The 22,531-nt window shown below is 73.2% G+C and carries 22 protein-coding genes; 15 read left to right on the forward strand and 7 right to left on the reverse strand.

Annotation, left to right across the window (positions count from 1 at the left end; genetic code table 11):
• The first annotated feature begins 122 nt into the window (after positions 1–122).
• From ABT048_RS01505 to ABT048_RS01530, 6 genes are all read left to right on the forward strand, one after another.
• Positions 123–1,388: a lysine N(6)-hydroxylase/L-ornithine N(5)-oxygenase family protein gene (locus ABT048_RS01505; RefSeq protein ID WP_350519233.1), complete on the forward strand. Its 1,266-nt coding sequence runs from the start codon at positions 123–125 to the stop codon at positions 1,386–1,388.
• A 70-nt stretch (positions 1,389–1,458) separates the two neighbouring features.
• On the forward strand, positions 1,459–2,418 hold the full coding sequence (locus ABT048_RS01510; RefSeq protein ID WP_350519234.1) for a fatty acid desaturase family protein: 960 nt from the start codon (positions 1,459–1,461) through the stop codon (positions 2,416–2,418).
• 254 nt (positions 2,419–2,672) lie between these two features.
• On the forward strand, positions 2,673–3,419 hold the full coding sequence (locus ABT048_RS01515; protein ID WP_350519235.1) for an SDR family oxidoreductase: 747 nt from the start codon (positions 2,673–2,675) through the stop codon (positions 3,417–3,419).
• Positions 3,420–3,492: 73 nt separating this feature from the next.
• Positions 3,493–3,657 carry a hypothetical protein gene (locus tag ABT048_RS01520; protein ID WP_350519236.1) on the forward strand — a complete coding sequence of 55 codons (165 nt, stop codon included), beginning with the start codon at positions 3,493–3,495 and terminating at the stop codon, positions 3,655–3,657.
• A gap of 117 nt (positions 3,658–3,774) precedes the next feature.
• On the forward strand, positions 3,775–4,977 hold the full coding sequence (locus ABT048_RS01525; protein ID WP_350519237.1) for a hypothetical protein: 1,203 nt from the start codon (positions 3,775–3,777) through the stop codon (positions 4,975–4,977).
• A 77-nt stretch (positions 4,978–5,054) separates the two neighbouring features.
• The gene (locus tag ABT048_RS01530) at positions 5,055–5,828 is read left to right on the forward strand and encodes a class I SAM-dependent DNA methyltransferase (protein WP_350519238.1); all 774 of its coding nucleotides are present in this window, start codon (positions 5,055–5,057) and stop codon (positions 5,826–5,828) included.
• Here the strand turns inward: ABT048_RS01530 and ABT048_RS01535 are convergent.
• Positions 5,783–6,430 carry a dTMP kinase gene (locus ABT048_RS01535; RefSeq protein WP_350519239.1) on the reverse strand — a complete coding sequence of 216 codons (648 nt, stop codon included), beginning with the start codon at positions 6,428–6,430 and terminating at the stop codon, positions 5,783–5,785. The two genes, ABT048_RS01530 and ABT048_RS01535, sit on opposite strands and share 46 nt — an antisense overlap.
• Before the next feature lie 94 nt (positions 6,431–6,524).
• Here ABT048_RS01535 and ABT048_RS01540 point away from each other — a divergent pair, with 94 nt between their 5' ends.
• From ABT048_RS01540 to ABT048_RS01555, 4 genes are all read left to right on the forward strand, one after another.
• Positions 6,525–7,271 carry a sugar phosphate isomerase/epimerase family protein gene (locus ABT048_RS01540; RefSeq protein WP_350519287.1) on the forward strand — a complete coding sequence of 249 codons (747 nt, stop codon included), beginning with the start codon at positions 6,525–6,527 and terminating at the stop codon, positions 7,269–7,271.
• The gene (locus tag ABT048_RS01545; protein ID WP_350519240.1) at positions 7,268–8,482 is read left to right on the forward strand and encodes an acyl-CoA dehydrogenase family protein; all 1,215 of its coding nucleotides are present in this window, start codon (positions 7,268–7,270) and stop codon (positions 8,480–8,482) included. The genes ABT048_RS01540 and ABT048_RS01545 overlap by 4 nt, the downstream gene beginning before the upstream one ends.
• Complete coding sequence (locus ABT048_RS01550) at positions 8,479–9,678, forward strand: M20 family metallopeptidase (protein WP_350519241.1); 1,200 nt, start codon at positions 8,479–8,481, stop codon at positions 9,676–9,678. The genes ABT048_RS01545 and ABT048_RS01550 overlap by 4 nt, the downstream gene beginning before the upstream one ends.
• A gap of 89 nt (positions 9,679–9,767) precedes the next feature.
• Entirely contained in the window at positions 9,768–10,988 is a 1,221-nt protein-coding gene (locus ABT048_RS01555; protein ID WP_350519242.1) for a hypothetical protein, read from the forward strand.
• A gap of 78 nt (positions 10,989–11,066) precedes the next feature.
• On the opposite strand, the gene ABT048_RS01560 is transcribed toward ABT048_RS01555, so the two are convergent.
• Entirely contained in the window at positions 11,067–11,738 is a 672-nt protein-coding gene (locus ABT048_RS01560; protein WP_350519243.1) for a DedA family protein, read from the reverse strand.
• 268 nt (positions 11,739–12,006) lie between these two features.
• On the opposite strand from ABT048_RS01560, the gene ABT048_RS01565 reads away from it, so the two are divergent.
• The 5 genes from ABT048_RS01565 (at position 12,007) to ABT048_RS01585 (ending at position 18,033) form a co-directional block, all read left to right on the forward strand.
• Complete coding sequence (locus tag ABT048_RS01565; protein ID WP_350519244.1) at positions 12,007–13,002, forward strand: ArsR/SmtB family transcription factor; 996 nt, start codon at positions 12,007–12,009, stop codon at positions 13,000–13,002.
• Positions 13,003–13,199: 197 nt separating this feature from the next.
• Positions 13,200–13,385, forward strand: coding sequence for a hypothetical protein (locus ABT048_RS01570; RefSeq protein ID WP_350519245.1), 186 nt, complete (start codon positions 13,200–13,202; stop codon positions 13,383–13,385).
• Positions 13,386–13,414: 29 nt separating this feature from the next.
• Positions 13,415–15,814 carry a TOMM precursor leader peptide-binding protein gene (locus ABT048_RS01575; RefSeq protein WP_350519246.1) on the forward strand — a complete coding sequence of 800 codons (2,400 nt, stop codon included), beginning with the start codon at positions 13,415–13,417 and terminating at the stop codon, positions 15,812–15,814.
• Between the two features lie 240 nt (positions 15,815–16,054).
• Positions 16,055–17,329 (forward strand): sensor histidine kinase, encoded by a 1,275-nt coding sequence (locus tag ABT048_RS01580; RefSeq protein ID WP_350519247.1) that lies wholly within the window; start codon positions 16,055–16,057, stop codon positions 17,327–17,329.
• 92 nt (positions 17,330–17,421) lie between these two features.
• Positions 17,422–18,033 (forward strand): response regulator transcription factor, encoded by a 612-nt coding sequence (locus tag ABT048_RS01585; RefSeq protein ID WP_350519248.1) that lies wholly within the window; start codon positions 17,422–17,424, stop codon positions 18,031–18,033.
• A 14-nt stretch (positions 18,034–18,047) separates the two neighbouring features.
• Here ABT048_RS01585 and ABT048_RS01590 read toward each other — a convergent pair whose 3' ends face one another.
• The 5 genes from ABT048_RS01590 to ABT048_RS01610 all read right to left on the reverse strand — a co-directional run bounded on the left by ABT048_RS01590 (position 18,048) and on the right by ABT048_RS01610 (position 22,493).
• The gene (locus ABT048_RS01590) at positions 18,048–18,710 is read right to left on the reverse strand and encodes an NADH oxidase (RefSeq protein ID WP_350519249.1); all 663 of its coding nucleotides are present in this window, start codon (positions 18,708–18,710) and stop codon (positions 18,048–18,050) included.
• Positions 18,711–18,999: 289 nt separating this feature from the next.
• Positions 19,000–19,917 (reverse strand): TauD/TfdA dioxygenase family protein, encoded by a 918-nt coding sequence (locus ABT048_RS01595; RefSeq protein WP_350519250.1) that lies wholly within the window; start codon positions 19,915–19,917, stop codon positions 19,000–19,002.
• A complete protein-coding gene (locus tag ABT048_RS01600; protein ID WP_350519251.1) occupies positions 19,914–20,336 on the reverse strand; it encodes a lasso peptide biosynthesis B2 protein in 423 nt (140 codons plus the stop codon). Before ABT048_RS01600 ends, ABT048_RS01595 begins: the two co-directional genes overlap by 4 nt.
• Positions 20,333–20,590, reverse strand: a complete 258-nt coding sequence (locus ABT048_RS01605) for a lasso peptide biosynthesis PqqD family chaperone (protein WP_350519252.1) — start codon at positions 20,588–20,590, stop codon at positions 20,333–20,335. The genes ABT048_RS01600 and ABT048_RS01605 overlap by 4 nt, the downstream gene beginning before the upstream one ends.
• The gene (locus ABT048_RS01610) at positions 20,571–22,493 is read right to left on the reverse strand and encodes an asparagine synthase-related protein (protein WP_350519253.1); all 1,923 of its coding nucleotides are present in this window, start codon (positions 22,491–22,493) and stop codon (positions 20,571–20,573) included. Before ABT048_RS01610 ends, ABT048_RS01605 begins: the two co-directional genes overlap by 20 nt.
• Positions 22,494–22,531: the final 38 nt, after the last annotated feature.

Below are 22,531 nucleotides of genomic sequence, written 5' to 3' on the forward strand. Positions count from 1 at the left end.
GCCACGCCCAGCCGCCACCGCGGAGGTCGCGGCCGCAGCACCCGACCGCCCCACCGCTGCGCCCGGCCGCCCGGGCGCAGCACCCAGCCGCCCCGCCGCCGTCCCCGAGGGAGAGATCCACGATGCCTGACCACGACGTGATCGGAATCGGTGTGGGGCCGGCGAACCTGAGCCTCGCCGCCCTGACCGAGCCGCTGTCCGAGCTGAGCACGCTGTTCCTCGACGACAAGCCCGGCTTCGAGTGGCACCGGGGGCTGATGCTCTCCGACTCGCAGCTGACCGTCACGCACTTCCGCGACCTGGTGACCCTGGTCGACCCGAGGAGCAGGTTCTCCTTCCTGAACTTCATCGTCCAGGAGGGCAGGGCGTTCCGGTTCCTGGAGGCCAACGGTCTGAGCTGCTCGCGGCGCGAGTTCGAGCAGTACTACCAGTGGGCGGCGGCGCAGCTGCCCTCGCTGCGGTGGGGCACCCGCGTCGAATCCGTCGCGCTCTCGGGCGACCGCTTCGAGGTCACCTGCGCCGGCGGCGAGACCCACCGCACCCGGGCGATCGCCGTCGGCTCCGGTGCCGAACCGCGGCTGCCGTCCTTCGCCAAGGCGTACGAGGGCAGGAACGTGCTGCACAGCAGCGACTTCACCCGGGTGCGCCCGGAGTGGGCGGGCCGCCGGGTCGTGGTCGTCGGGGCGGGTCAGAGCGGCGCCGAGGTCGTCCACCACCTGCTGTCCGACGAGCGCGCGCTGCCCGCCTCCCTCACCTGGACCTCCAGCGGCCCCGGCTTCCAGCCCCTGGACGACTCGCCGTTCACCAACGAGTGGTTCTCCTCGGCGTACGCCGAGTACTTCCACGGGTTGTCGGCCCGGCGCCGCGGCGAGCTGGTCACCGAGCAGCTGAACGCCGGCGGGGACGGGATCACGGACGAGCTGCTCGGCGCGGTCTACCGCCGCCTCTACCACCTCGACCACGTGCTGCGGGCGGGGATGCCGCACCGTCTGCTCACCTCGCGCCGGGCCGTGGACCTGACGCAGGACGGGCCCGGGTACCGGTTGGCCCTGCACGACGGGAACCGCGGCACCACCGAGTCGGTGCCGGCCGACCTGCTGATCCTCTGCACCGGCTACCACAAGCGGATCCCGGAGTACCTCAAGCCGATTCAGGGCCAACTCGCGCTTCGGGACGGGATGTTCGAGGTGAACTCCGACTACTCGGTGGACTTCGACGGACCGGCGGCACTGCGGGTCTACAGCCAGGGGTTCTCGGAGGCGGGCCACGGGATCAACGACACGCTGCTGTCGCTGGTGGCCTGGCGCAGCGCACGGATCGTCAACTCGTTGACGGGTCGTCAGGTCTACCGGACCGATCCCGACGAGACCACCGTGGCCTGGGAGTAGCGCCGGGCCGGGAGGCGGAAACCGGGGAGGTCGCGTGGACGGGGGAGGCGGCGTGGACGGGGGAAGTGACGTGGACACCAGCAGGGGCGCGTCGGCGTTACTGTTCGAGCGGGCGCGAGTTTCGCGCAAGGACGAGTTCGTCTTCGTCGGCAAGTTGGCGGCGGCAGTCGCCCTCTGCTGTCTCGGCGGATGGCTCGCCCTGAGCGGCTGGAGACCCGCGGCGGCCGGCGGGGTCATCCTGCTGGCCGCGATGTACACGCACCTGGTGGAGCTGCAGCACCAGTGCCTGCACCACTCGGCCTTCCGCAGCGCCGCGCCGCACCGGCCGGTCGGCGTGCTGATCGGGATTCCCCTCCTCTCGGCCTACAGCCACTACCGGGTCCAGCACCTGCAGCACCACAAGTACCTGGGCACGGCGCAGGACAGCGAGTTCTTCGGCTTCGACCCACGGGCACCGCTGACCTGGAGCGCCCTGTTGCGCGGCGCCGGGGATCCGGGCCGGCTGGTGCAGGTCGCGGCGGACGTCGCCCGCAGCTGCGCGGGGACGTGGACGTACGCCCGGGGGCAGATCGGGGAACGCGCCAGACGCCACGTCATGGGCGAGTACCGTCTGCTGGGCGTCGCGGTGCTCGCGGCCGGCGCGGCGGCCGGCCTGGGGCACGGCCGAGCCGTGCTGCTGCTGTGGGGGCTCCCACTCCTGCTCTCGATCCCGATCCACTTCTTCCTGGAGCTCCCCGAGCACGTCCTGTGCGACACCGGCGGCAGCACGGACGTCCTGCGCAACACCCGGACGATCAGCGGGAGCAGGTTCAGCCGCTGGTTCACCAACGGCAACAACTTCCACGTGGAGCACCATGCGGCGATGGTGGTGCCCGTCAACAGACTGGCCGAGCGGCATCCGCTCGCCCGGCGGTACGCCGCACACTCCGAGGTCAGCTATCCGGCCTTCTACCGGAAGGTCCTCCGTGAGGTGCGCCGCAACGGGAAGCGCCGGCGCATCGTGGACGCAGCCGGGCCGTCCCGTCCCTGAGCGGCTTCGGCGGCATTCTCCGGATTCTTCGACTATAAACCTTGCGGATCCGCCGGGAATCTTCCGAGAAAAGCACCGGGAAACTCTTGCCGCCGCCGCGGAGAGCGTCCTAGACTCATTCGAGGCAAAGGGAAGCAGCCCGGGTGAAACACTCGGGAGCAGCATCCGGGAGAAGCTTCGGAGCGATGTCTCCGCTTCACCGAGAATACCTGCCAAGTCGCGCTTAATTCATCACACAACGGGGGTTAGTGTTGATGTCGAACGACTCTGACCAGCCAGTTTGTGTGATCACCGGTGCAAGTCGCGGTCTCGGTCGAGCTCTCTGCTCAGAATTCGAAGAACGCGGATTCCTGGTGGCCGGAGCATCGCGGAGCATTCCTTCCGAAAATTCGGAATGTTTGGCGGAACATGCTTCGGTGAATGTACAGGACGAGCAGCGGGTGCGTGAATTCGCGCAATCCGTCGTCGACCGGCACGGCCGGATAGACGTCTGGGTGAACAACGCCGCCGTCATGGAGGTGTTCCGGGTCGCGGACGGCGACCTGGCGCGCTGGAACCGGATCCTCGGCACCAACCTGCTCGGCGTGATCAACGGAAGCTCCGTCTTCGCCGGACACGTCCGCAGCCGTCCGGGCGCCGGCGTACTGATCAATCTCACCGCCGGCTCGGCGCGCTCGGCGCGCCCGGGCTGGGCGGCGTACTCGGCAAGCAAGGCCGCGGTGGAACGCCTCACCGAAGCCGTTGCCGCGGAGGAGAGGGCCGCCGGACTGCGCGCCTTCTGCGTCTCCCCCGGCGCCATGGACACCGCCATGCAGCGCTCCCTGTGGGAGCTGCCCGAGAGCGAGTTCCCCGAGGCGCGGGAGATGCGGGAACGGGCCCGCCAGGGCCGGATCGGCGACTGCCGCGACATCGCGCGGCGGATCGCCGAGCAGGCCGAGGGGCAGCTGCGCCCCGGCGCCCCGGACCCCGAGCCCGTCTTCCTCCCCTACCGGGCGTCCTGACGCCCCCATGAACAGCCGCGCCGCCAGGCGCGGTTGACGGATGCACCATCCAACTAGAGAGGAGCTGAGAACCATGAAGACCGAACTTGGTCTGGTCAACGCCCCGGCTGCCGTTCTCGTCGAGTTCGAGCCGGTTGCGGCCCTGAACCTGGGCGTGCTCGGTGCGCGCGACGCGGCCACGACGGACAGCGGCCTGGAGTCCGTCGCCTGCTGCAACTCGATCGTCGCCACCGGCTGACCGTAGCCACTCATCGGGACTCCTCGGTGTCCTGAGACCGCTGGTGAGGCGCTTCGGCGCCTCACCAGCGGCACTTGCATTGACGATGATCCACCCGCTGACGAAACGGAACGGCATATGCGAGTCCGGTTGCAGACCAACCACGGTGAGTACCTCCTGGAACACGAGAGCGCACCGACCGTCGGCGCACTGCTGCGGCTGTACGGAATCCCGCTCTCGGCGGTGTGGACCTACCGGATCGAGGGCCACGGGGGCGACGGGCACCGGCGGGCCGTCTTCGTTCCCGCGTCCACGGCCCGCCCCGGCGACGCCGGCGGCGATGGTGAGGTGTTCGCCCGGGTCACCCGCAACATCAACCTTCCCGGCCTGCTCGGCGTGGAGGCCTCCAGCGCGCGGCTCCACGACGAGGCCACCACCGAGTGGACCTTCCCCACCGAGGACAGCGGCGCCTTCCAGCGCGTGCACACCCAGATGTCCGCCGCGGAGTGCTTCGAGTTCGTCCGGGCCAGCGTCACGGACGTGCTGAAGCAGTGGCCCGGCGACCGCAGCAACGGCCTGGTCGTCGGGACGTCCGGCGGCGGCGACTCCAACGTCCTGCTCTCCACCCTGATGGAGTCCGGCTACTTCGAGCCCGAGCGCGTGGTGCCGGTCATGATGCTCGGCATCCCGGACTGGGACGCCCAGGTCGACAACGCCCGCGCGCTGTGTTCCGCGCACGGCATCGAGCTGAACGTCGTCGAGGAGTCGGAGACCGCGCGACTGTCCGGTCTGAAGGACCTCGCCTCGGTCAAGGAGGTGTTCCGGGAGTACTTCCCCGACGCCGACCTCGAATTCATGGGCACCTGGCTGCTGCGCCGCGTCCTCACCCGCTACGCCGTCGAGCGCGGCATGAAGTTCGTCGCCACCGGCGCGAACCGGGAGGACATCGTCGCCGAGCACATCGCGCGGGTCTCCCGCGGTCTGCTCCCGCTGCCCGCCCCCTTCCGCAAGATCGGTGACGTCACCTTCTGCTACCCGATCTGGAAGGTGCCGAAGAAGATCGGCGACGGCGCCTACCCGGCGTTCAGCCTGGAGAACTACGAGAACCGCAACCCGAGCTTCAGCCCCGGGCGCAGCGTCTTCTACTACCTCGCGTACTGGATCCCGGAGCTGCTGCCCGGCATGGACAACTCGCTGCTCGACGGCATGTCCAAGCTCGCGGACAAGGACCCGGAGCCCATCACCTGGGACGAAGACCTGCGCGACCACGTCTGCCGCGAGGGCTCCACCGAGGCGCAGAAGACGCGCTGGCAGGAGTTCCTGGCGAAGGTCGAGGCCTGAGAGCCGTCGGCAAGCCCGCTTCGTCTGCCGTCCTCCCCGCCGGGAGGACGGCAGACGCCGATCGAGGAGAGTGTGCTGTGAACGCGTTTCAGGGGTGGGATGCGGCCTCGTACGGGGACTCCCGGGCCGGGGTGTACGACCGGCAGGTGGCCGGGCGCAACGACGTGCCCGAGGCGGTCGGCCTGCTCGCCGAGCTGGCCGGCGCCGGTCCCGCGCTGGAACTCGGGGTGGGGACGGGCAGGTTGGCGATCCCGCTGGCCGAGAAGGGGGTCGCCGTCCACGGGCTGGACAGCTCGCCCAAGATGCTCGCGGAACTCGACCGCGCGCCGGGGGGCAACCGGGTGACCGGCGTGCTGGGCAGCATGACCGACTTCGCCCTCGACCGGTCCTTCCCGCTGGTCTGGGTGGCCTTCAACTCCCTCTTCCTGGTCGACGACCCGGCGGAGCAGGAGGCCTGCTTCCGTACCGTCGCCGGCCACCTGGCCGAGGGCGGGCGGTTCGTCGTCGAGGCGTTCGTGCCCGCGCCCGAGCAGTTCGACGGGCCGGCGGCCCTGCGGGTGAAGGACTTCGGCGCCGCCAGCCTGCTCCTGCAGGTGTCACGGCACGACGCGCAGACCCAGGTCGTGGAGTCCCTCGACCTGGAGGTGACGGAAGCCGGGTTCGCCCTGTACCCGACCCGGGTGCGCTACAGCTGGCCGCAGGAGCTCGACGCGATGGCCGAGCGCGCGGGCCTGCGCCTGGAGGACCGGTGGGAGAACTGGAGCCGGCGCCCGTTCACCGCCGACTCCCGTTCCCACCTCAGCGTCTACACCGCGGCGGACGCGGCCACCGCCTCCGGCAGGGCCCGCTGAATCTCCTTGCGGAGGAGTTCCTGGACCTCGTCGAACGATCCGTTCCCGTCGACCACGACGAAATCGTCGAACTCCGGGAGGGAGCGGTAGGCCTCCCGGTAGTCGACGAGGAACTCAAGCGTCTCCTCGTCGATTCCGCGGCGCCTGATCCTTTCCTGGGCGACGGCCGGCTCGACGTCCAGGAAAAGGGTGATGTCGGGCTCCGGAAGGCCCCGGTTGAGGCGCCGCAGGAATTCCTCGTTGTCCGCCTTCTGCAGGCGGACGGCGGCGTACTGGCAGACCGTGTAGCGGTCCGCGAGCGCCACCGCGCGGGGAGTGTTCAGGACGTCGCCGACGGGAGCGAGCGCGGACAGCTTCGCACAGGCCGAAATGAGCCTGATCGTGTCGGCCCCGATCATGTCCAGGTGTCCCGGGAAGCCGTCCTCCCGAGCGATCGCGTCCAAGGCCTGACGGACCGGGAGCTGCGTCTGGTTCAGGAAGAGCCGGGTCGGGCTCCCCAGTCCCTCAAGCCATTCGGCCAGCCGTGCCACCTGGCTCGTCTTGCCGGCACCGTCGATTCCCACCACCGCGACCAGATAGCCGCTCCGAATCTCGGACCCCACTTTTCGCCACCTCCACGACGACCCGCATGAATGGATAAAAGTGCCTCGCGTCACTATTCAGCCAAGATTGCACGACGTTTCCCGTTATGTCAACGTGGCCAGATCGAACGATTTTCGGTTCGAACTGATCGAACCGGCATACCCGCAAAATCTGGACATGCTGGATGAATACTTCGCGGATTTCCTGGAGTCTTCCGGCGGCGCCGATCTCGTCCAGGTGGTCCACGGCCCCTACATCGATATATCCGTCCATTCCCCGGACCGCGCCGTCCGGGAAGCCTCCGCGCTCCGCATATCCGCGTCCATCGAATGGGCGAAACGGCTCGGCGCCGAGTTCCTCATCCTGCACAGCAACCACCTGCCGATGCTCAACGAGCCCGCCTACGACCGGCAGTGGCGCAGCGGCTGGCTGTCCTTCCTGCGCGACCAGGACCTCGGGAACGTCACCGTGCTCCTGGAGAACATGTGGGACCGCACCCCCGAGCTCAGCCTCGCCCTCGTCGAGGACTTCGACTCCCCCCGACTGCGGCTCTGCTTCGACGTCGCGCACTGGAACGTCCACGGGTCGGTGCCGCTGGAGGACTGGCTGCGCCTGGCCGGGGCGGCCACCGCCTACGTCCAGTACGGCGACAACCACGGTGACCAGGACTCCGACCTGGCACTGGGCTCCGGCACGGTGGACTGGACCGAGCTCGACCGCTGCCTGCGCCGGTACGCCCCGCACGCGGACGTGATGGTCGGCGTCGGCATCGACCACGACAACGAACGGCTGGAACCCTCGGTGGACTTCCTGCGCACCCGTGGCATCCATCCCTTCCCACCCGCGGGAGGCGCCCGGTGACGGCCGCGCCGCCCGATGCGCCCGGCGCCGACGCCGCGTGGTGCCTGCAGCCCCGTACGCCCCGGGGAAGGTCTGCGGTCGAACGGGCCGAGGGCTGCCTCGCGGCCGTGGCCGCCGACGCCGAGCGCCACGACCGCGAGGCCAGCTACGTCACCGAGGCGCACCGCGCCCTCGCCGCCGCCGGGCTGATGGGCGCCACCGTGCCCCCGGCCCACGGCGGCCTGGGGGTGAGCAGCCTCCTCGACACCGCCGCCTGCCTCGAACGGATCGCCTCCGCCGACGCCTCGGCGGCCCTGGTGCTGCACATGCAGCTCTCCCGCGGCCTGGGCCTGGCCGCCGGCCCCTCGGACCCCGGGTCCGAGGGGCTGCTGCGTGCCATGGCCGACGGCTCGGCCTTCGTGGCGGGCGCGGCGACCGAGGCGGGCGCGGGCTACTTCACCGTGCGCACCTCGGCCGACCCCGGCGCCGACGGGACGGCCACCGTGAGCGGCCGGAAGATCATGGTCTCGGGCGCCCCCGCGGCCACCCACTTCGCGGTCCGGCTCCGCGTCCGCACCCCCGACGGCGACCGCCTCGGCAGCGCGATCGTGCCACGCTCGGCGGCGACGACGGTGGCCGACGACTGGGACGGCCTCGGGATGCGGGGCTCGGCGAGCGGGACCGTGCACTTCCACGACGCCGAGGCCCTGCCCTGGAGCCTCGCGGTCCGCGGGCCCTGGGGCACCTACGACCCGCGCGCCCTCGGCGGCCGGATGCTCAGCTCCGGCGCCATGCTGGGGATCTACCTGGGCCTGGCGACCGCCGCGCACCGCACCCTGCTCGCCGCGCTCCGGCGCGCGGGCGCCGACCGCCCGGGGGCCTGGCTCGATGCGGCCGCGCTGCGCTCCGAGCGGGAACTCGCGGGCACCCGCGCCCTGGTGGAGCTCTTCCTCGGCCGGCTCGACGACCACGACCCCGCGGACGGCCGGGGCACCCTGGCCCTCGCCCGGGAGTGGCAGCTGTGCCGGCTGCGCTCGCACGACACCGCGCTCGCCCTCTCCGACCTCGCCCTGTCGGCCGCCGGGGCGTCCGCCTACCGGTGGGGGCACCCGGCCGCCCGGATCCTGCGGGACGCGCGGGCCGGGCAGTACATGCAGCCGTACGGCCCTTCCCAGGCGGCCGAGTTCGTCCGCGCCTCGGGCGAGGGCACCGACCCGGGACTCATGGCATGACGACACCGCCCCCTCCCCTCCCCCGCCCCGCAGCCGGCCCCGCCCCCGCCGAACCGGCCGTGGACGAGCAGCGACTGGTCTCGCTGGCCCGGCGACTCGTCCGCACCCGCAGCGACAACCCGCTCACCACCGAACAGGCCGTGGTACGCCTCCTGGCGGACGTGCTCGCGGATTCGGCGGACGAGCTCACGATCGTCGAGGACGTGCCTGAGCGCCCCAATCTGCTGGCGCGGTACGGCCCGTGCGACGGATCGCGGCCCACCCTCCTGCTCACCGCCGCGACCGACACCGTCCCGGCCGTCCCGGAGGACTGGCGTCGGCCGCCCTTCGAAGGGGTGGTGGCCGACGGCGAGCTGTGGGGACGCGGCTCGACGGACATGAAGGGCGGCATCGCCGCCGCGGTCGAGGCCGCCCTCGCCCACCACGCGGCGGGACGCCCCGGCCCGCGCGACCTCCTGCTGGTGTTCACCGCCGACGGCGAGCGCGGCGGCCGGGCAGGCTGGCAGGCGCTGGCCGACACCCTGCGGCTGCCACCCCTGGAGGGCGCGGTGGTGCTCGCCCCGACCGGGCTGGTCCCGCACCGCATGGAACGCGGTGTGGCCTGGCTGGGCGTCGACCTGGACGGGCGCGAGGCCCCGGCCTCACGCGCGCAGGACGGCGTCTCCGCGGTGCTGGCGGCCTGCCGGCTCGCCGAGCGGCTGCCGGCGGCCGCGGCGGCCCGGTTCGCCGGGAACCCGGCGGGCGGTCCGGTCACCGCGACGCTGGGCCGGATCACCGGGGGCACCCGGGTGAACGCCGTCCCGGGGAGCTGCCGCACGGAATGGGACCTGCGGCTGCCTCCGGGCAGCCCCGAGGCGACCGAGGAGGCCGTCCGCGCCCTGCTCGCGGACTGCCTCGCCGAGGAGGACGTCACCTGGCGCAGCGAGCTGCTGATGACGGCCGACGCCTCCGAGAGCCCGGTGACGCCGCTGTGGGACCGGCTGGTCGCCGCCTGCGGCGACGCCGGCTCCCCGGCCCACCCGGACCCCGTCTATCCCGGACCGACCGACGCCCGCACCCTGCGCCGCCGGTTCGCCGTCCCCACCTACGTCTGCGGCCCCGGGGAGCAGCGCCTCGCCCACGGGGTCGACGAACGCGTTCCGGTCTCCGAGCTGCGGGCCGCCGCCGAGCTGTGCCTGAGCCTGCTGCGGGAGTGAGCCGAACGGTCCGCGACGCCCCCGCCAGGCCCACCCCGTACGACCCACCCGCCCCGCCGACCGCGGGGCAGCGAAGGAGTGATCCAGCGATGAACACCCCCCAGACCCGCACCGAGCCCACCGCCGCGACCGTCACCAGGCACCTCGTCCTGGGCGACATCTCGCGGCAGTACCAGGTCCTCGGAGGGAACACGCCCACCCTGGTGGTCGAGCTCGCCCCCGAACCGGGCGGCACCCACCTGGCCACCGCGCACCTGCGCCCCGAGGACACGGTCGCCACGAGCGTCCTGGTCCTGGACGGTGACGGCGGCCGGCCGGTGCAGGCCCCGGCCGACCCCGCCGCCCCGGTGTGGGCGGGCCTCGGGCCCGGTCCGGCCCTCAGCGCCCTCGGCCGGGACGACCTCGCCGCCCTGGCCCCGCTGATGCTGCTCCGCACCCACGGGTCCGGCGCGGAGCGGCTCACCGAGGTCATGATGTGCTCCCGGGTGCGGTCCGTGGGCGTGCTCTTCGTCCGGGTGGCGCGGTTCCCGCACGCCGCCGTGACCGATCCGTCCGACCTGGTCCGCGAGGCCCTCGGGTACTCCTCGCAGCTGGCGGACTCGGTCGTCTTCGAGGGCAGCGCCTTCACCGTCCTCGAACCCGAGATCGAGATCGAGCAGAAGGTCAACCTCCTCGACGAGGTCAGCATCTGGACGCTGGCCCAGGCCATGTGCGAGGCCGCCGAGCAGGGCCGGTACCCCGGCTTCTTCCTCGACCCCGGCTACGAACTGACCCGCTGGCAGTACGGCCAGGAGACCTTCGAGGTGCTCGCCCCCCGCGAGCACGCCGGCTACTTCGGCTTCACGAAGATGCCCGACGGCAGGTACCTGATGAAGATCAAGACCTTCGAGCAGGACGCCCTCCGGCGCGGGGAGAAGTTCCGGCTGAACCTCGACATCCCGGGCGACGACCTCGACGCCTTCCTGGCCCGCGAGTACCCCGAGCTCTCCTTCCACCGCCTGCCCCCGTTGGTCAGGGCACGCTTCGACGTCAACCTGGAGTCGGCCGCCACCGGGCACCTCTTCAGCATCGAGATCGACGACGTCACGGTGGCCGGCGGGCACAAGCTGCGCCAGGCCGAGGTCGAGTACCTGAAGACCCGCGTGCACGAGGGCATCGACCACGCCCTGCTCGACACCGAGCTGGAGCGGCTCACCGGGTTCGTCGAGGAACACCTGAAGGACCTCGGTGTCCGGGCCGAGCGCAGCCTGCTGTCCAAGCTGACGTTCCTGCGGGAGTGCGAACGGCGCGGCGCCGGCACGGACTCCTGACCGGTCCCAGGACTGAGACCCGCGCCGGTGTGCGGCGCGGGTCTCCGGGGTGCGGGTACGGGGCGCGGGGCGCGGGGTTCAGCCGCGGTGCCGGGCGCTCGGGCGACGGCGCATCCGCACCAGGAACCAGCGGGCGATGACCAGCACCGCCACCACCACGACGCCCTTCGACACCCAGCCGCCGTACTCCTCCACCAGGTGCCAGTTGTCGCCCAGCCAGTAGCCGAGCAGCACGAACACGGTGTTCCAGATCAGGCTGCCGGCGGCGGTCATGGCGGTGAAGGCCAGCAGCGGCATGCGCTGGATCCCGGCCGGTACGGAGATGAGGCTGCGCACCACCGGCACCATGCGGGCGATGAAGACGGCCTTGCGGCCGTGCCGCTGGAACCACGCGTCCGCCTTGTCGATCTCGTGCGCACTGATGAGCGGGATGCGGGCCGCGAGGGCGCGGGTCCGCTCCAGGCCCAGGAGGGCGCCCGCGGCGTACACGATCCAGGAGCCGACGATGGAGCCGATCGTGGTCCAGACGATGACGGCCGGCAGACTCAGCTTGCCCTGCCCGGCCGCGAACCCGGCGACGGGGAGGATGATCTCGCTGGGAATGAACGGCAGAACGGTGTCGACCAGGTTGGTCAGGCCGGCGCCCATGGCGCCGAGGGTGGTCATGACGTCGACGGCCCATCCGGCGATGCCGCCTGCGGGCTCGGCGGAAGCGGTGGCGAGCGACGCGGAAGCCAACGTTGCGATCATGCCGTTCACGCTAGAGCGCGGGAGCGGGGCGCCACCATGAGGTCAACCGCCCGGTCCTGCTGCGGTTTTCCGTAACCATGACCAAAGCCCGGTCGGTGACGTGACGCCCGGCCGGTGACCGTCGCCCGCGCGCGGGTCGCGCGCCTGAGATTCTCATGCCCGCCGACGTGACGTACGCACCCGGCCCACGGGAGCCAGGCACTGTTCCCGCGGGCGCCGCGAGCACAGTGTCGAGGTACCACGACAGCGACGTAACGGGGCGGCCTCGATGCAGCGGATTCACTTCACCGGTACCGATCTGACACGCGTCCGGCTCCAGAGCAGCCTGGGGCCCCTGATGGAGGGCGTGTTCGCGCTGCGGCTGCTGACCCGGCCCTGGCGCGACGACGCGAGCGTGCGCTGGTGCGTCGCCGTCCGCAACGCCCTGCGGGCCGGCACCCGGGCGGCGCTGCCGGTGCCGCTCACCCGGGGCGCCGAGAACCTGCCGCTGCGGCTGCTCGAACGCGCCGGGCGCGAGGAGACGGCGCAGCGGACGCCCGGTTCCCGCGCGGAGGGCACCCGGCTGGCGCTGGACGTGTGGCGCGCCGGGGTGTCCCCGTACTGGGCGCGGATCCTCGAACGGCTGGAGGCGGTGTGCGAGGCGCACGGCAGGGTCGCGGCCGGCGGCGGGGTGGAGCAGCTGCTGTCGACGCTGCACCCGCGGATCTCCTGGAAGGCGCCGGTCCTGGAGGTGGACGACGGGCCGGACGTGGACCTCGCCCTCGACGGGCGCGGCCTGGTCCTCAAGCCGTCGGTGTTCCTGCCCGGGGAGGCCGGCCGGCTGGTGGCCCACGAGCGGGACAGCGGCCAGGCCGTGCTGGTCTTCGCCGCCGCGCCGGGCCTGGTCTCCGGGTGGGACGACGCCCCGGCCCCGGACGGCCACGCCGGTGACGACGGCGAGTGCCAGGCGCTGAGCGCGCTCGTCGGGCAGACCAGGGCGGCCGCCCTGCGCCTGCTGACCGACACCTCCACCAACTCCCAGCTCGCCGCCCGGCTGGGGGTGTCGCCGGGGGTCGCGAGCCGGCACGCCACCGTGCTGCGGGAGACCGGGCTGATCAGCACCCGGCGGGTGGGCAGCAGCGCCCTGCACACGGTGACCCCGCTGGGCATGGCCCTGCTCGGCGGGCAGTCGCGCAAGGTCCTGCCGTTCACGGCCCCCGGCGGCCCGAACGGCGGCCCGGTCCGGGCCCCGTACGAGGGCCCGGCCGGCGTCCGCTCGGCCTGAGCCGGGCCGCCGGCCGGCCCGGCTCGCGCCGTCCGTCGACCCTCCGGTCGGCCGGCCGGTATGACGTCTTCACACGCCGGAAGTGACCGCAGCACTGTCCCCGCCATTTCCCCGTTTCGCAGAATCTTGGCGCGGGCCCCGCAACAGCGTGGGCCTCGCAACTGATCGAGAGCAACGACCTAGGAGTTCCGGCAGCAATGAGCACCTTCCTGACCTTCGGCACCGTCACCGGCGACTCCGCCTTCGGCACCGCCTCCACCCCCGGCCTGGTGATCGAGGACGTCGACACCGTCGCGCCGCAGAGCGTGGCCCTGTTCACCGTCTGCGTCATGTCGGCCCAGCCGGCCCCCGCCTCGACCACCGGGGGCCAGCCCGGCGCATGACCGACACACGGGGGAAGAGACTGCAGCTGGTGACCAGCGACACGGACCGGGTGGGCTTCAAGAGCCACCTGCGGCCCGAGACCGTGCCCGGGCAGGCGGTGTACCTGGTCTCCCAACGCGGGCTGACCACACTGCGCGGAGATCACGCCGAGGTGCTGGCGCCGCTGCTGGACGGCAGCCGCAGCACGGCCGCCGTACTGCGGGAGGCGGCACCGGCGCTCGCCGCCGAGGAGACCCTCGGCTCCCTGCGGGCGCTGGCCTCCGCGGGCCTGCTCCGGGTGCGACCCGCGTGGGCGGACGAGGCCGGCGACGACGGGGCGGACGGGAACCGGGCGGAGCACCGGACCGGGACGGATACCGAAGGCCCGGCGGAGCACCGCGCGCGGTCCAGCCCGCCGCCCGTCGCCGACGCCGCCAACGCCGGCCCCGCCGGCCCCGCCGCCGAGGCGTTCTGGGACCTGCTGGGGCTCGACGGCGGCCGGGTACCGGCCTCGCTCGCCCGCGCCCGGGTGCGGGTCCTCGCACTGACCGGCACCGACACGGACCCCGCCGAGGCCCGCGCGGCCCTGAGCGGCGCCGGGCTGAACCCGGCGGCGGACGGGGACGCGCCGGCGGACCTGTCCGTGGTGCTGTGCGACGACTACCTCTCCCCCCGCCTCGCGGACGTGGACGCCGCGCACCGCCGGGACGGCACGGCCTGGCTGCCGGTCCGGCTGGGCTGGTCGAACCCGTGGTTCGGGCCGGTGTTCCGCCCGGGCGAGGGCCCCTGCTGGCACTGCCTGGCGTCCCGGCTGCGCGGCCACCGCCACTCGGAGGAGCTGCTCCGGTACTCGCTCGGCCGGCCCGACCCGGTGCCGCTGCCGCCCGCGAGCCTGCCCGTGGTCCGCATGCTCGCCCTGCACCTGGCGGCGCTGGAGGCCGCGAAGTGGCTCGGCGGGCTGCGCGGCCCGGAGCACTCCTCCGTCCGCACCCTGGACACCGCGACGCTGGCCACCACCGCCCATCCGGTCTCCCGGATCCCGCAGTGCCCGTCCTGCGGGGACCGGGGCCTGGTGGCGCGGCGGGTCCGGGCGCCCTTCCGTCCGGTGTCGCGCCCCAAGGCCGCCGGAACGGGCAACGGGCACCGCGCCCTGACGCCCCGGCAGATGCTGGAGCGCCACGGCCACCTGGTGGACCCGGTCACCGGGATCGTCAAGGAGATCCGGCGCGCTCCCGGCAGCCCGGACTTCCTCCAGGCGTTCCTGTCCGGGCCCAACCTCGCCATGCCCGGCCGCTCGCTCGCGGGCCTGCGGGCCGGGCTGCGCAGCCTGAGCGGCGGCAAGGGCCTGACCGAGACCGAGGCCCGGGTGAGCGCCCTGTGCGAGGCCGTGGAGCGCCACAGCGGCACCCGGCACGGCGACGAGCCGGTGGTCCGCGACTCGCTGCGCGGGCTCGGGCCGGCGGCCCTGCACCCCAACGCCGTCCAGTTGTACGGCGAGGAGCAGTTCCGGGAGCGGGACCGGTGGAACGCGCGCGGTTCGCGCTTCCAGTACGTGCCCGTGCCGTTCGACCCGGCCCGGCCCACCGAGTGGACGCAGGTCTGGTCGGTGACCGGGCGCACCCACCGGCTGCTGCCGACGTCGATGCTGTACTTCGGCGCGGAGGCCGCGCCCGACGGCCTGTGGGCGGACTCCAACGGCAACGCGGCCGGCAGCACCCCCGAGGACGCGCTCGTCCAGGGGTTCCTGGAGCTGGTGGAGCGGGACGCCGTCGCCCTGTGGTGGTACAATCGCACCCGGCAGCCCGGGGTGGACCTGGCCGCCTTCGACGACGACCACCTGCCGGAACTGCTGGACGGCTACCGCGGGTTGAACCGGTCGGTCCACGTGCTCGACCTCACCTCGGACTTCGGGATCCCGGTCATGGCGGCCCTGTCGCGCCGCACCGACAAGCCCGTCGAGGACGTCGTCTTCGGGTTCGGCGCCCACTTCGACCCGCGGCTGGCGCTGCGCCGCGCGCTGACCGAGATGGGACAGCTCCTCCCGGCCGTCGGCGCGGTGACGGCGGAGGGCACCGGGTACCGGATCGACGACCCGGACGCGCTCGACTGGTGGCGCACCGCGACGCTCGCGGGCAAGCGCTACCTGACGCCCGATCCGGCGGTGGCGCCCCGCCGCCCCGGGGACTGGGCGTACGCGCCGACCGGGGACCTCCTGGACGACGTCACCGCGATCACCGGCCTGGTCCGGGACCGCGGCCTGGAGCTCCTGGTGCTCGACCAGACGAGGGAGGACCTCGGGATCCCGGTGGTGAAGGTGATCGTGCCGGGGATGCGGCAGTTCTGGGCGAGGTTCGCGCCGGGCCGGCTCTTCGACGTGCCGGTGGCCCTGGGGCGGCGGAGCGAGCCCCTTCGACGGGAACAACTCAACCCCGTACCGCTGTTCGTCTAGCAGAGCAGGACGGGTGCGCCCGGACGCGTGCACCTGCGGCCCCTGCCGGTCGGGTCTCCCGGAGCCCTCGACCGGCCAGGGGTCGCGTTCGCGTGCCGGGGTGCCCGTCCCGGGGTCATCGACGACCGCGCGCCGGGCAGGTCATCGGATGTGTTGATTAGTCAACTTTCATCCGTACGCCAAGATATGATCGACGGACGTGCTCGCAGGGGGATGTGAGCAGAGAAGGCCGCGGAGACAATGCAAGTTCCCGATGAGCTCAGCCACGACGACAGCAGTCGACCGGATGGTAGCGGAGGGCAGGGAACGGAGAGAGGCCAACGCACACCGCCCGCCCCGCGTTTCGCCCTCCTCATCCTGACGTCTGCGCTCCTGAGTTACCTCGGCATCACGGCCCTCAACATCGCGGGCACCGAGCTGGCCCCCGTCAACATGGCGGTCTGCCTGCTCTTCCTGGTCGCCATCTTCTGCCTCCAGTTGAAGCACTCCCGGCCGGGGGCCGAACAGGCGCCCGCCGCGCAGAAGTGGACGACCCTCGGCATCCAGGCACTGCTCACCTACCTGCCGATGCCGGTCTTCAACGCCCAGTGGGGCGCCATGGCGGGGTTCCTGGCCGGATCGCTGCTGCTGCTCCTGCCGCCCCGGGCCGGCTGGCCGCTGTACGGCGTGGTCGGACTCAGCATGCTGGTGCCTCCGGCGATCGACGAACGCCCGCTGCTCGACAGCATCTACCTCTCGCAGTCGACCCTGCTGACCGGCCTCGTCGTCTACGGGCTGTCCCGGCTCGCCGCCCTGGTACGGCAGTTGCACGAGACGCAGAACGAACTGGCCCGGCTGGCGGTGATCCAGGAGCGGCTGCGCATCTCGCGCAACCTGCACGACCTGCTCGGCTACAGCCTGTCCGCCATCACCCTGAAGAGCGAGCTGATCCACCGGCTCGTCCTGGCCCAGCCGCAGCGCGCCAAGGCGGAGGTCGAGGACGTCCTGACGCTGTCCCGGCAGTCCCTGGCCGACGTCCGCCGGGTCTCGCGCGGTCTGCGCGAGATGTCCCTGGAGAGCGAACTCTCCTCGGTCGTCGCCCTGCTGGAAGCCACCGACGTGGAGCTGACCACCAGCGTGCGGCTCGGCGAGCTCGGCCCGCAGGTCAACACGGTGCTCGCGGCCGTCCTGCGCGAGGCGATCACCAACCTGCTGCGCCACTCACGGGCCGGCCGCTGTTCCATCGAGGCCGTCCAGAACGGCGGCCGGGTACGGCTCGTGGTGACCAACGACGGGGTGGACCCGGACTACCGGGACACCTCGCAGCACAGCGGCGCAGGCCTGGAGAACCTCCGGATGCGACTGCACTCCGTCTCCGGCCGGCTGACCATCGCCCACGGGTGCGACGGAACGTTCCGGGTCGTCGCGGAGGCCCCGGTCTCCGCCGTCCCCGGGCAGCGGGAGGCCGCGGAGGACACCGAGCCCTGGGAGACCGGGGAGCCGTCCGCACTGCCGCACAGCGGCCCGGCCGCCTGACCGCCCGCCACCCGAGCCCGCTCCGGACCCCCCACGTCCGGATCCTCCCGCCCCCACCCCAGGCCCGCGCGGCCGCAGAGGAGTGTTGTGTCATGGAGATCCGCATCCTGCTGGCCGAGGACATGCACATGGTGCGCGGCGCGCTCGTCGCGCTGCTGGACCTGGAGGACGACCTCACCGTCGTGTCCGAGGTCGCCCGCGGCGACGAGATCGTGCAGGCGGCCCTGGAGCACCGGCCCGACGTGGCCGTCGTCGACATCGACCTGCCCGGCGTCGACGGGCTGACGGCAGCCGCCCGCCTGCGGGAGCGGCTGCCCGAGTGCCGCACCCTGATCCTGACCAACCTGGGACGCCCCGGCACCCTGCGACGGGCCCTGATGGCCCAGGTCTCCGGCTACCTGCTCAAGGACGCGCCGCCCGGTGAACTGGCCAGCGCGATACGCCGGGTGGCGGCCGGGCAGCGGGTGATCGACCCGCAGCTCGCACTGGACACCTGGAACAGCGAGGAGACCCCGCTGACCGAACGGGAGACCGAGGTCCTCCAGCTCGCCTCCGAGGGCCACGACCCGGTCGAGATCGCCAAACTGCTGCGGCTCTCCGCGGGCACCGTGCGCAACTACCTGACGACGATCGTCTCCAAGCTCAACGCGCGCAACCGGGTCGACGCGATCCGCGCCGCCCGCGAGGCGGGCTGGCTGCTGTAGGACCCGACCGTCCGTCACCGGGGCGGGCCCGTAAGGGCGTCGTCCCGGGGCGGACGGACCGGGTCGGCCGGAACGGCCATCCCGGCCGCCCGCAGGTACCCGATGACGCCCCGGGTGACACCCGGCGGCAACGGGAGCGCGGCCACCGCGTCCTCCAGCAGGCACGGCCGGGCCAGCATGCCGATGACCCAGAACGCCTCGGGACGGTGCACCACCACCCGGTACGGGCTGGTCGGCGTCTCCAGCACCACGCCCTCGGTCCGGACCACCAGGGACGCGCCGAGCACCAGCCGCAGGCGCCGCACCGGAAGTCCGACCAGGGTGAAGGCCGCCTTGGGGCTCAACGGGTACACCGACAGCAGCGGGCCCACCAGGTCGTCCATCGCGAGGGTGCGCACCACCAGGTGGGCGACCTGCCGCAGGGCCGGCAGCAGGATCCGGTCCGGCGGCACGCCCCCGCCGGTGCCGGGCGGGTGTTCCACGTTGCTCAGGCGCACCGGCCCCAGCTGCATCCGCCGCAGGGCCTCGCGCACCAGGCCGTAGCCGTCCACCCGGAGCCGTTGGACACCCCACCGACCGCTGAGGACGGTCTCCGTCTCGCCGTCGCCCGGGACGACGGCGACGTCCTCGTCCAGCGACCAGAGGTGCACCACCTGATGCTCACTCGTGTCGCTCACTGGGGCCTTCCCGGCCGAAACTGATGTCGCCGCCAGTATGGCGCGGCCGGTCCGGCGCAGACACCTCCGGGGTCACGGCGTCCGCGTGAAGATTTCACATCCGCCCGCACGGAGCGGGCAGTTCAGGGGCCGGCGGCCGGCTGCGGCGGTCGTGGGGGCCGCCGCAGCCGGAGGCCGACCGCGGCGGTCGTGGGGGAACCGACGCGGCGGGCGGCCGGCCGCTGCGCCCGAGGCCTTCGCCGTCGTCGGGGGGCGACGGCGAAGGCCTCGGCGATCAGGGGCCCGGCGGTCAGGGCACGAGGGGAAGGACCGGCTCCGGCAGCGGCTGCGGCACCGGCTGCGGCACCGGCACCGGCAGCGGCTGCGGCACCGGCTGCGGCGCGGCGCTGGTGATCCGCCGGGTGATCTTCCGCCGGCCGGGCGCGGCCGGCACGGCCTTGTGCAGCACCGAGGTGTTGTCCCAGACCAGGACGTCGCCGACCGCCCAGCGGTGCCGGTACACGTTCGCCGGCCGGGTCACCGTGCCGTAGAGCAGCCCGAGCAGACGCCGGCCGTCGGCCGGCGAGCGGCCCGGGACGTCCCGCAGCCAGTGCTCGTTGAGGACGAGGACCTCCCGCCCCGTGGCGTGGTGCGTCGCCACCAGGGGCCGGACGAAGTCGGTCAGTTCGGCGAGCTTGCGCCGCCGTTCCTCCTCGGACAGCACCACGGTGCGCATCGCCGTCGCCCGCCGCATGTCCTGCTCGGCGATCTGCCGGCACGGGAAGCCGCCGTTCAGGCCGGACACCTCCGCCCGGAGCTCCTCGGGCAGGTCCGCGTACCCGGCACGCAGGTCCGCGAAGAGCGTCTCGCCCTCCTCCTGCGGGGCCTCGTCGCAGGTCAGCAGGGTGACCAGGGAGCGCGTCGGCGCGAAGGACCCGTCGGCGTGCCAGTACTGCCCGCCCGCGTTGGCACCCAGCCCGCGGACGTTCGTCTGGAGACGCACCTCGGGGTGACCGGGCGCCCGGTGCTCGGCGGGGAAGACCGTCTCGGGCTCGCCGAACCAGCGCGCCAGCCCGCTGAACTCCGCCGGGTCGCGCGGGAACCCGGTCAGGTGCAGCACGCCGTACTCCCACAGCAGGGTGCGCAGCATCCGCGGGCTGTGGGAGCCGGGCTCGAAGCCGTCGATCCGCAGCCCGAGGCCGAAGTCCGTCAGTTCCGTCGTCCTCATGACCGCTCCAGCGGGGGCACCCGGATCAGGGTCGTGTGGTAGCCGCGCGGGTACGGCTCGTCGACCGGTTCGCCGTCGACCTCCACCCAGGCGTGCGCCAGGAAGGGGACCACCCGCACGCCCGAGCACCAGGTGGGCCAGTGGCCGTGCAGCCGGCAGAGCAGGGCGGTGGCCAGGGAGCGCTGGACGCAGCCCTCGCCGGCGCAGCTGACGCTCACCGCGACGACCGCGGACCGGGCGCGGCTCGCCTCCCGGACGGTGGACGGCCGGGCGCCCCGGCGCAGGAACTCCAGGACCGTGCGGATCCGGGCCGGCGGCTGGTGCATCAGGGCCCGGGCCACCACCGTCGCCAGCCACGGCAGCACGCGCCGGTGCGCGGCCAGCCGGGGGCGGTCGGTGATGGCGACGGGCGAACTCACGGCGTCACCAGCCCGGCCGCGCGCAGCTTGGCGAGGAGGCCGGCGGCGTCCTGCGCGGCCTGCTCGGGCGCCACCCGGGCACCGCCGGCCGCGTCGACGGCCGCCTCCCGGGCGTCGCGCCCGGCGAGCAGGCCCTGGAGGACGCGCGCGCCCGAGCCGTTGAGCCGCCAGTAGCGGCCCGACCGCTCGTCGAGCAGCACCGCGCCGTCGTCGGTCTCGGCGATCGACACACCGTCAGCGAGGTTGAGGGACACGGTCGTCCTTCCCGTGGTTCGAATCGGTCGGTTCGGTTGCGGGGGCGTCGGCCGGCGCCAGGTTCCACCGGGCCCGGGCGCGCAGCCAGTTCTCGACGGCCATGGTGGAGTCGAGGGCGCCCCAGGGCAGGCCGGGCGGGTAGGCGGACAGCGCCATGTGGCGCAGCGTCGCGGCGTCGACCAGGCCGAGCCCGGCCAGCAGCGGCTGCTCGAACAGTTCGGCGAGCTGGCCGCGGTGGCGCTGCTGGCCGCGGAAGAAGTCGTCGGAGAACTCGCCCTTGGTCGCCCGGTTGAGCGACCCCTCGGGCATCGTGCCGCGCATCGCCTCGACCATGAGCGGCTTGTACGTCCACGGGGAGCTGCGCTCCTCCGGGCGGACCGCCAGACAGGCCTCCATCACCCGGTCGTCCAGGTAGGGGGCCTGGAGGACGGCGCCCTCGGCGCCGGTGACGAACTCCGCGAGGCGCACCGCCGCGCCGAGCTGGCGGGCCAGGTCGATGGTGGTGTGCGCGGAGCGGGTCGGGGCGTAGGACCGCGCCCCGTCGGCACGTCGGCGCATCTCGGCGATCAGGCCGGACGCGGCGTCGGCGGTGACCCACGGCGGCAGGCGCAGCGGGTACTCCCAGCCGAACAGCGGCGCGTTGGCCGGCGGGAAGGGCTTGGTCAGGTCCTCGGCCTCGGCGGCCAGCCAGACGCCGTACGGGCGCCGGTCGGCCAGGGCCCGGACGGTGGCGGACGCGGACCAGCGGCGCATGGCGCGCATGCCCGCGAGGTGTTCGCGGGCCAGGCCGGGGCGGCGGCGCGTCAGGTCGTGCAGGTAGCTGGGCTTGACCGCCAGCACTTCGTCGCCGCCGTGTCCGGTGAGGTGCACGCGGGCGCCGACGGCGGCCAGCCGGCGGGCGGTCTCCTTGAGCCTGGCGACCGGGCGGATCCAGCGGGTGGGCTCGTCCAGGCCGGTGATCGGGCTCGCCACGTCCTCGAACATGTCGGGCAGTTCGCCGGGCCGGAAGACGGTGTGCGTGATGTGGTCGCCGTCGAGCAGGTCCTGCGCCTTGGCGGCCCAGATGTGGTCGTCGTGGGTGGGGTCCGCCACCCCGATGCGCACGGTGACGAGGCCGCCGGAGGCGCGGCCGGTGGCTTCGGCGGCGAGGAAGCTGAGGGGGGTGGAGTCGAGGCCGCCCGACAGGTCGGATCCGACCACGGCGCCGTCCCGGACGCGGACCGCGACCGCCTCGGCGAGGGCCTGGCGCAGGGCGGGCGCGCCCTGCGTGCGGTCCAGGTCCTGCGGCGGCGGCTGCCACCACGGCCGGACCGTGGAGCGGCCGTTCGCGGCGATCAGCAGGCAGCTGTCGGCGGGCACGAGGTCGACACCGGTCCACAGCGGTTCGGTGAGCGACGACGGGGTCATGGCCAGCAGCCGCGCGGTGAGGCGGACCGGGTCCAGCGGGGCGTCGGCCAGGGCGGCGAGCAGGTCGGCGCGGTCGGACGCGAGGGCGCAGCCGTCGACGGTGGCGGTGAAGACGCGGCGCACCCCCGTGGCGGTGCCCTGGACGCGGATCTCGCCGTCGATGCTCGCGACCAGGTGGGCGCTGCCGGCGAGGGAGCGGGCGAGCGCGTCGAGGTCGGCCGGGTGCCGTACGCGCTTGGCCCAGCCCTCCAGCTGATCGGCGGTCAGCGCGTGGGTGCCGGTCACCAGCAGCGCGGTGGTGCCGTGCCGGGCGTGGACGGCCGAGGCGACACCGGTGCTCCCGTCCGGGGCCCGTCCGACCACCCAGGGACGCCCCGAGGCATGGTTCAGGGTGAATCCGACGTGGCCGCCCAGTCGCCGGGCCACCGGGAGCGCGGACGCGCAGTCGGGCAGGACGACGAACCAGGGACCAGGGGGATCCGGGTTCTCTTGCATGGTTCCTCCGCGATTCCGGGAGCAGCGGCGGGCGGAAT

The sequence above is a fragment of the Kitasatospora sp. NPDC096140 genome (assembly GCF_040303045.1).
Classification (GTDB): Bacteria; Actinomycetota; Actinomycetes; order Streptomycetales; family Streptomycetaceae; genus Kitasatospora.

Excerpts from the sequence above, each read along its gene's own strand:
- ABT048_RS01555 (WP_350519242.1), top strand. The coding sequence starts at position 9,768 with ATGAACACCCCCCAGACCCGCACCGAGCCCACCGCCGCGACCGTCACC.
- ABT048_RS01520 (WP_350519236.1), top strand. The coding sequence starts at position 3,493 with ATGAAGACCGAACTTGGTCTGGTCAACGCCCCGGCTGCCGTTCTCGTC.
- ABT048_RS01525 (WP_350519237.1), top strand. The coding sequence starts at position 3,775 with ATGCGAGTCCGGTTGCAGACCAACCACGGTGAGTACCTCCTGGAACAC.
- ABT048_RS01610 (WP_350519253.1), bottom strand. The coding sequence starts at position 22,493 with ATGCAAGAGAACCCGGATCCCCCTGGTCCCTGGTTCGTCGTCCTGCCC.
- ABT048_RS01560 (WP_350519243.1), bottom strand. The coding sequence starts at position 11,738 with ATGATCGCAACGTTGGCTTCCGCGTCGCTCGCCACCGCTTCCGCCGAG.
- ABT048_RS01565 (WP_350519244.1), top strand. The coding sequence starts at position 12,007 with ATGCAGCGGATTCACTTCACCGGTACCGATCTGACACGCGTCCGGCTC.
- ABT048_RS01595 (WP_350519250.1), bottom strand. The coding sequence starts at position 19,917 with ATGAGGACGACGGAACTGACGGACTTCGGCCTCGGGCTGCGGATCGAC.
- ABT048_RS01515 (WP_350519235.1), top strand. The coding sequence starts at position 2,673 with ATGTCGAACGACTCTGACCAGCCAGTTTGTGTGATCACCGGTGCAAGT.
- ABT048_RS01570 (WP_350519245.1), top strand. The coding sequence starts at position 13,200 with ATGAGCACCTTCCTGACCTTCGGCACCGTCACCGGCGACTCCGCCTTC.
- ABT048_RS01585 (WP_350519248.1), top strand. The coding sequence starts at position 17,422 with ATGGAGATCCGCATCCTGCTGGCCGAGGACATGCACATGGTGCGCGGC.
- ABT048_RS01550 (WP_350519241.1), top strand. The coding sequence starts at position 8,479 with ATGACGACACCGCCCCCTCCCCTCCCCCGCCCCGCAGCCGGCCCCGCC.
- ABT048_RS01505 (WP_350519233.1), top strand. The coding sequence starts at position 123 with ATGCCTGACCACGACGTGATCGGAATCGGTGTGGGGCCGGCGAACCTG.
- ABT048_RS01580 (WP_350519247.1), top strand. The coding sequence starts at position 16,055 with ATGCAAGTTCCCGATGAGCTCAGCCACGACGACAGCAGTCGACCGGAT.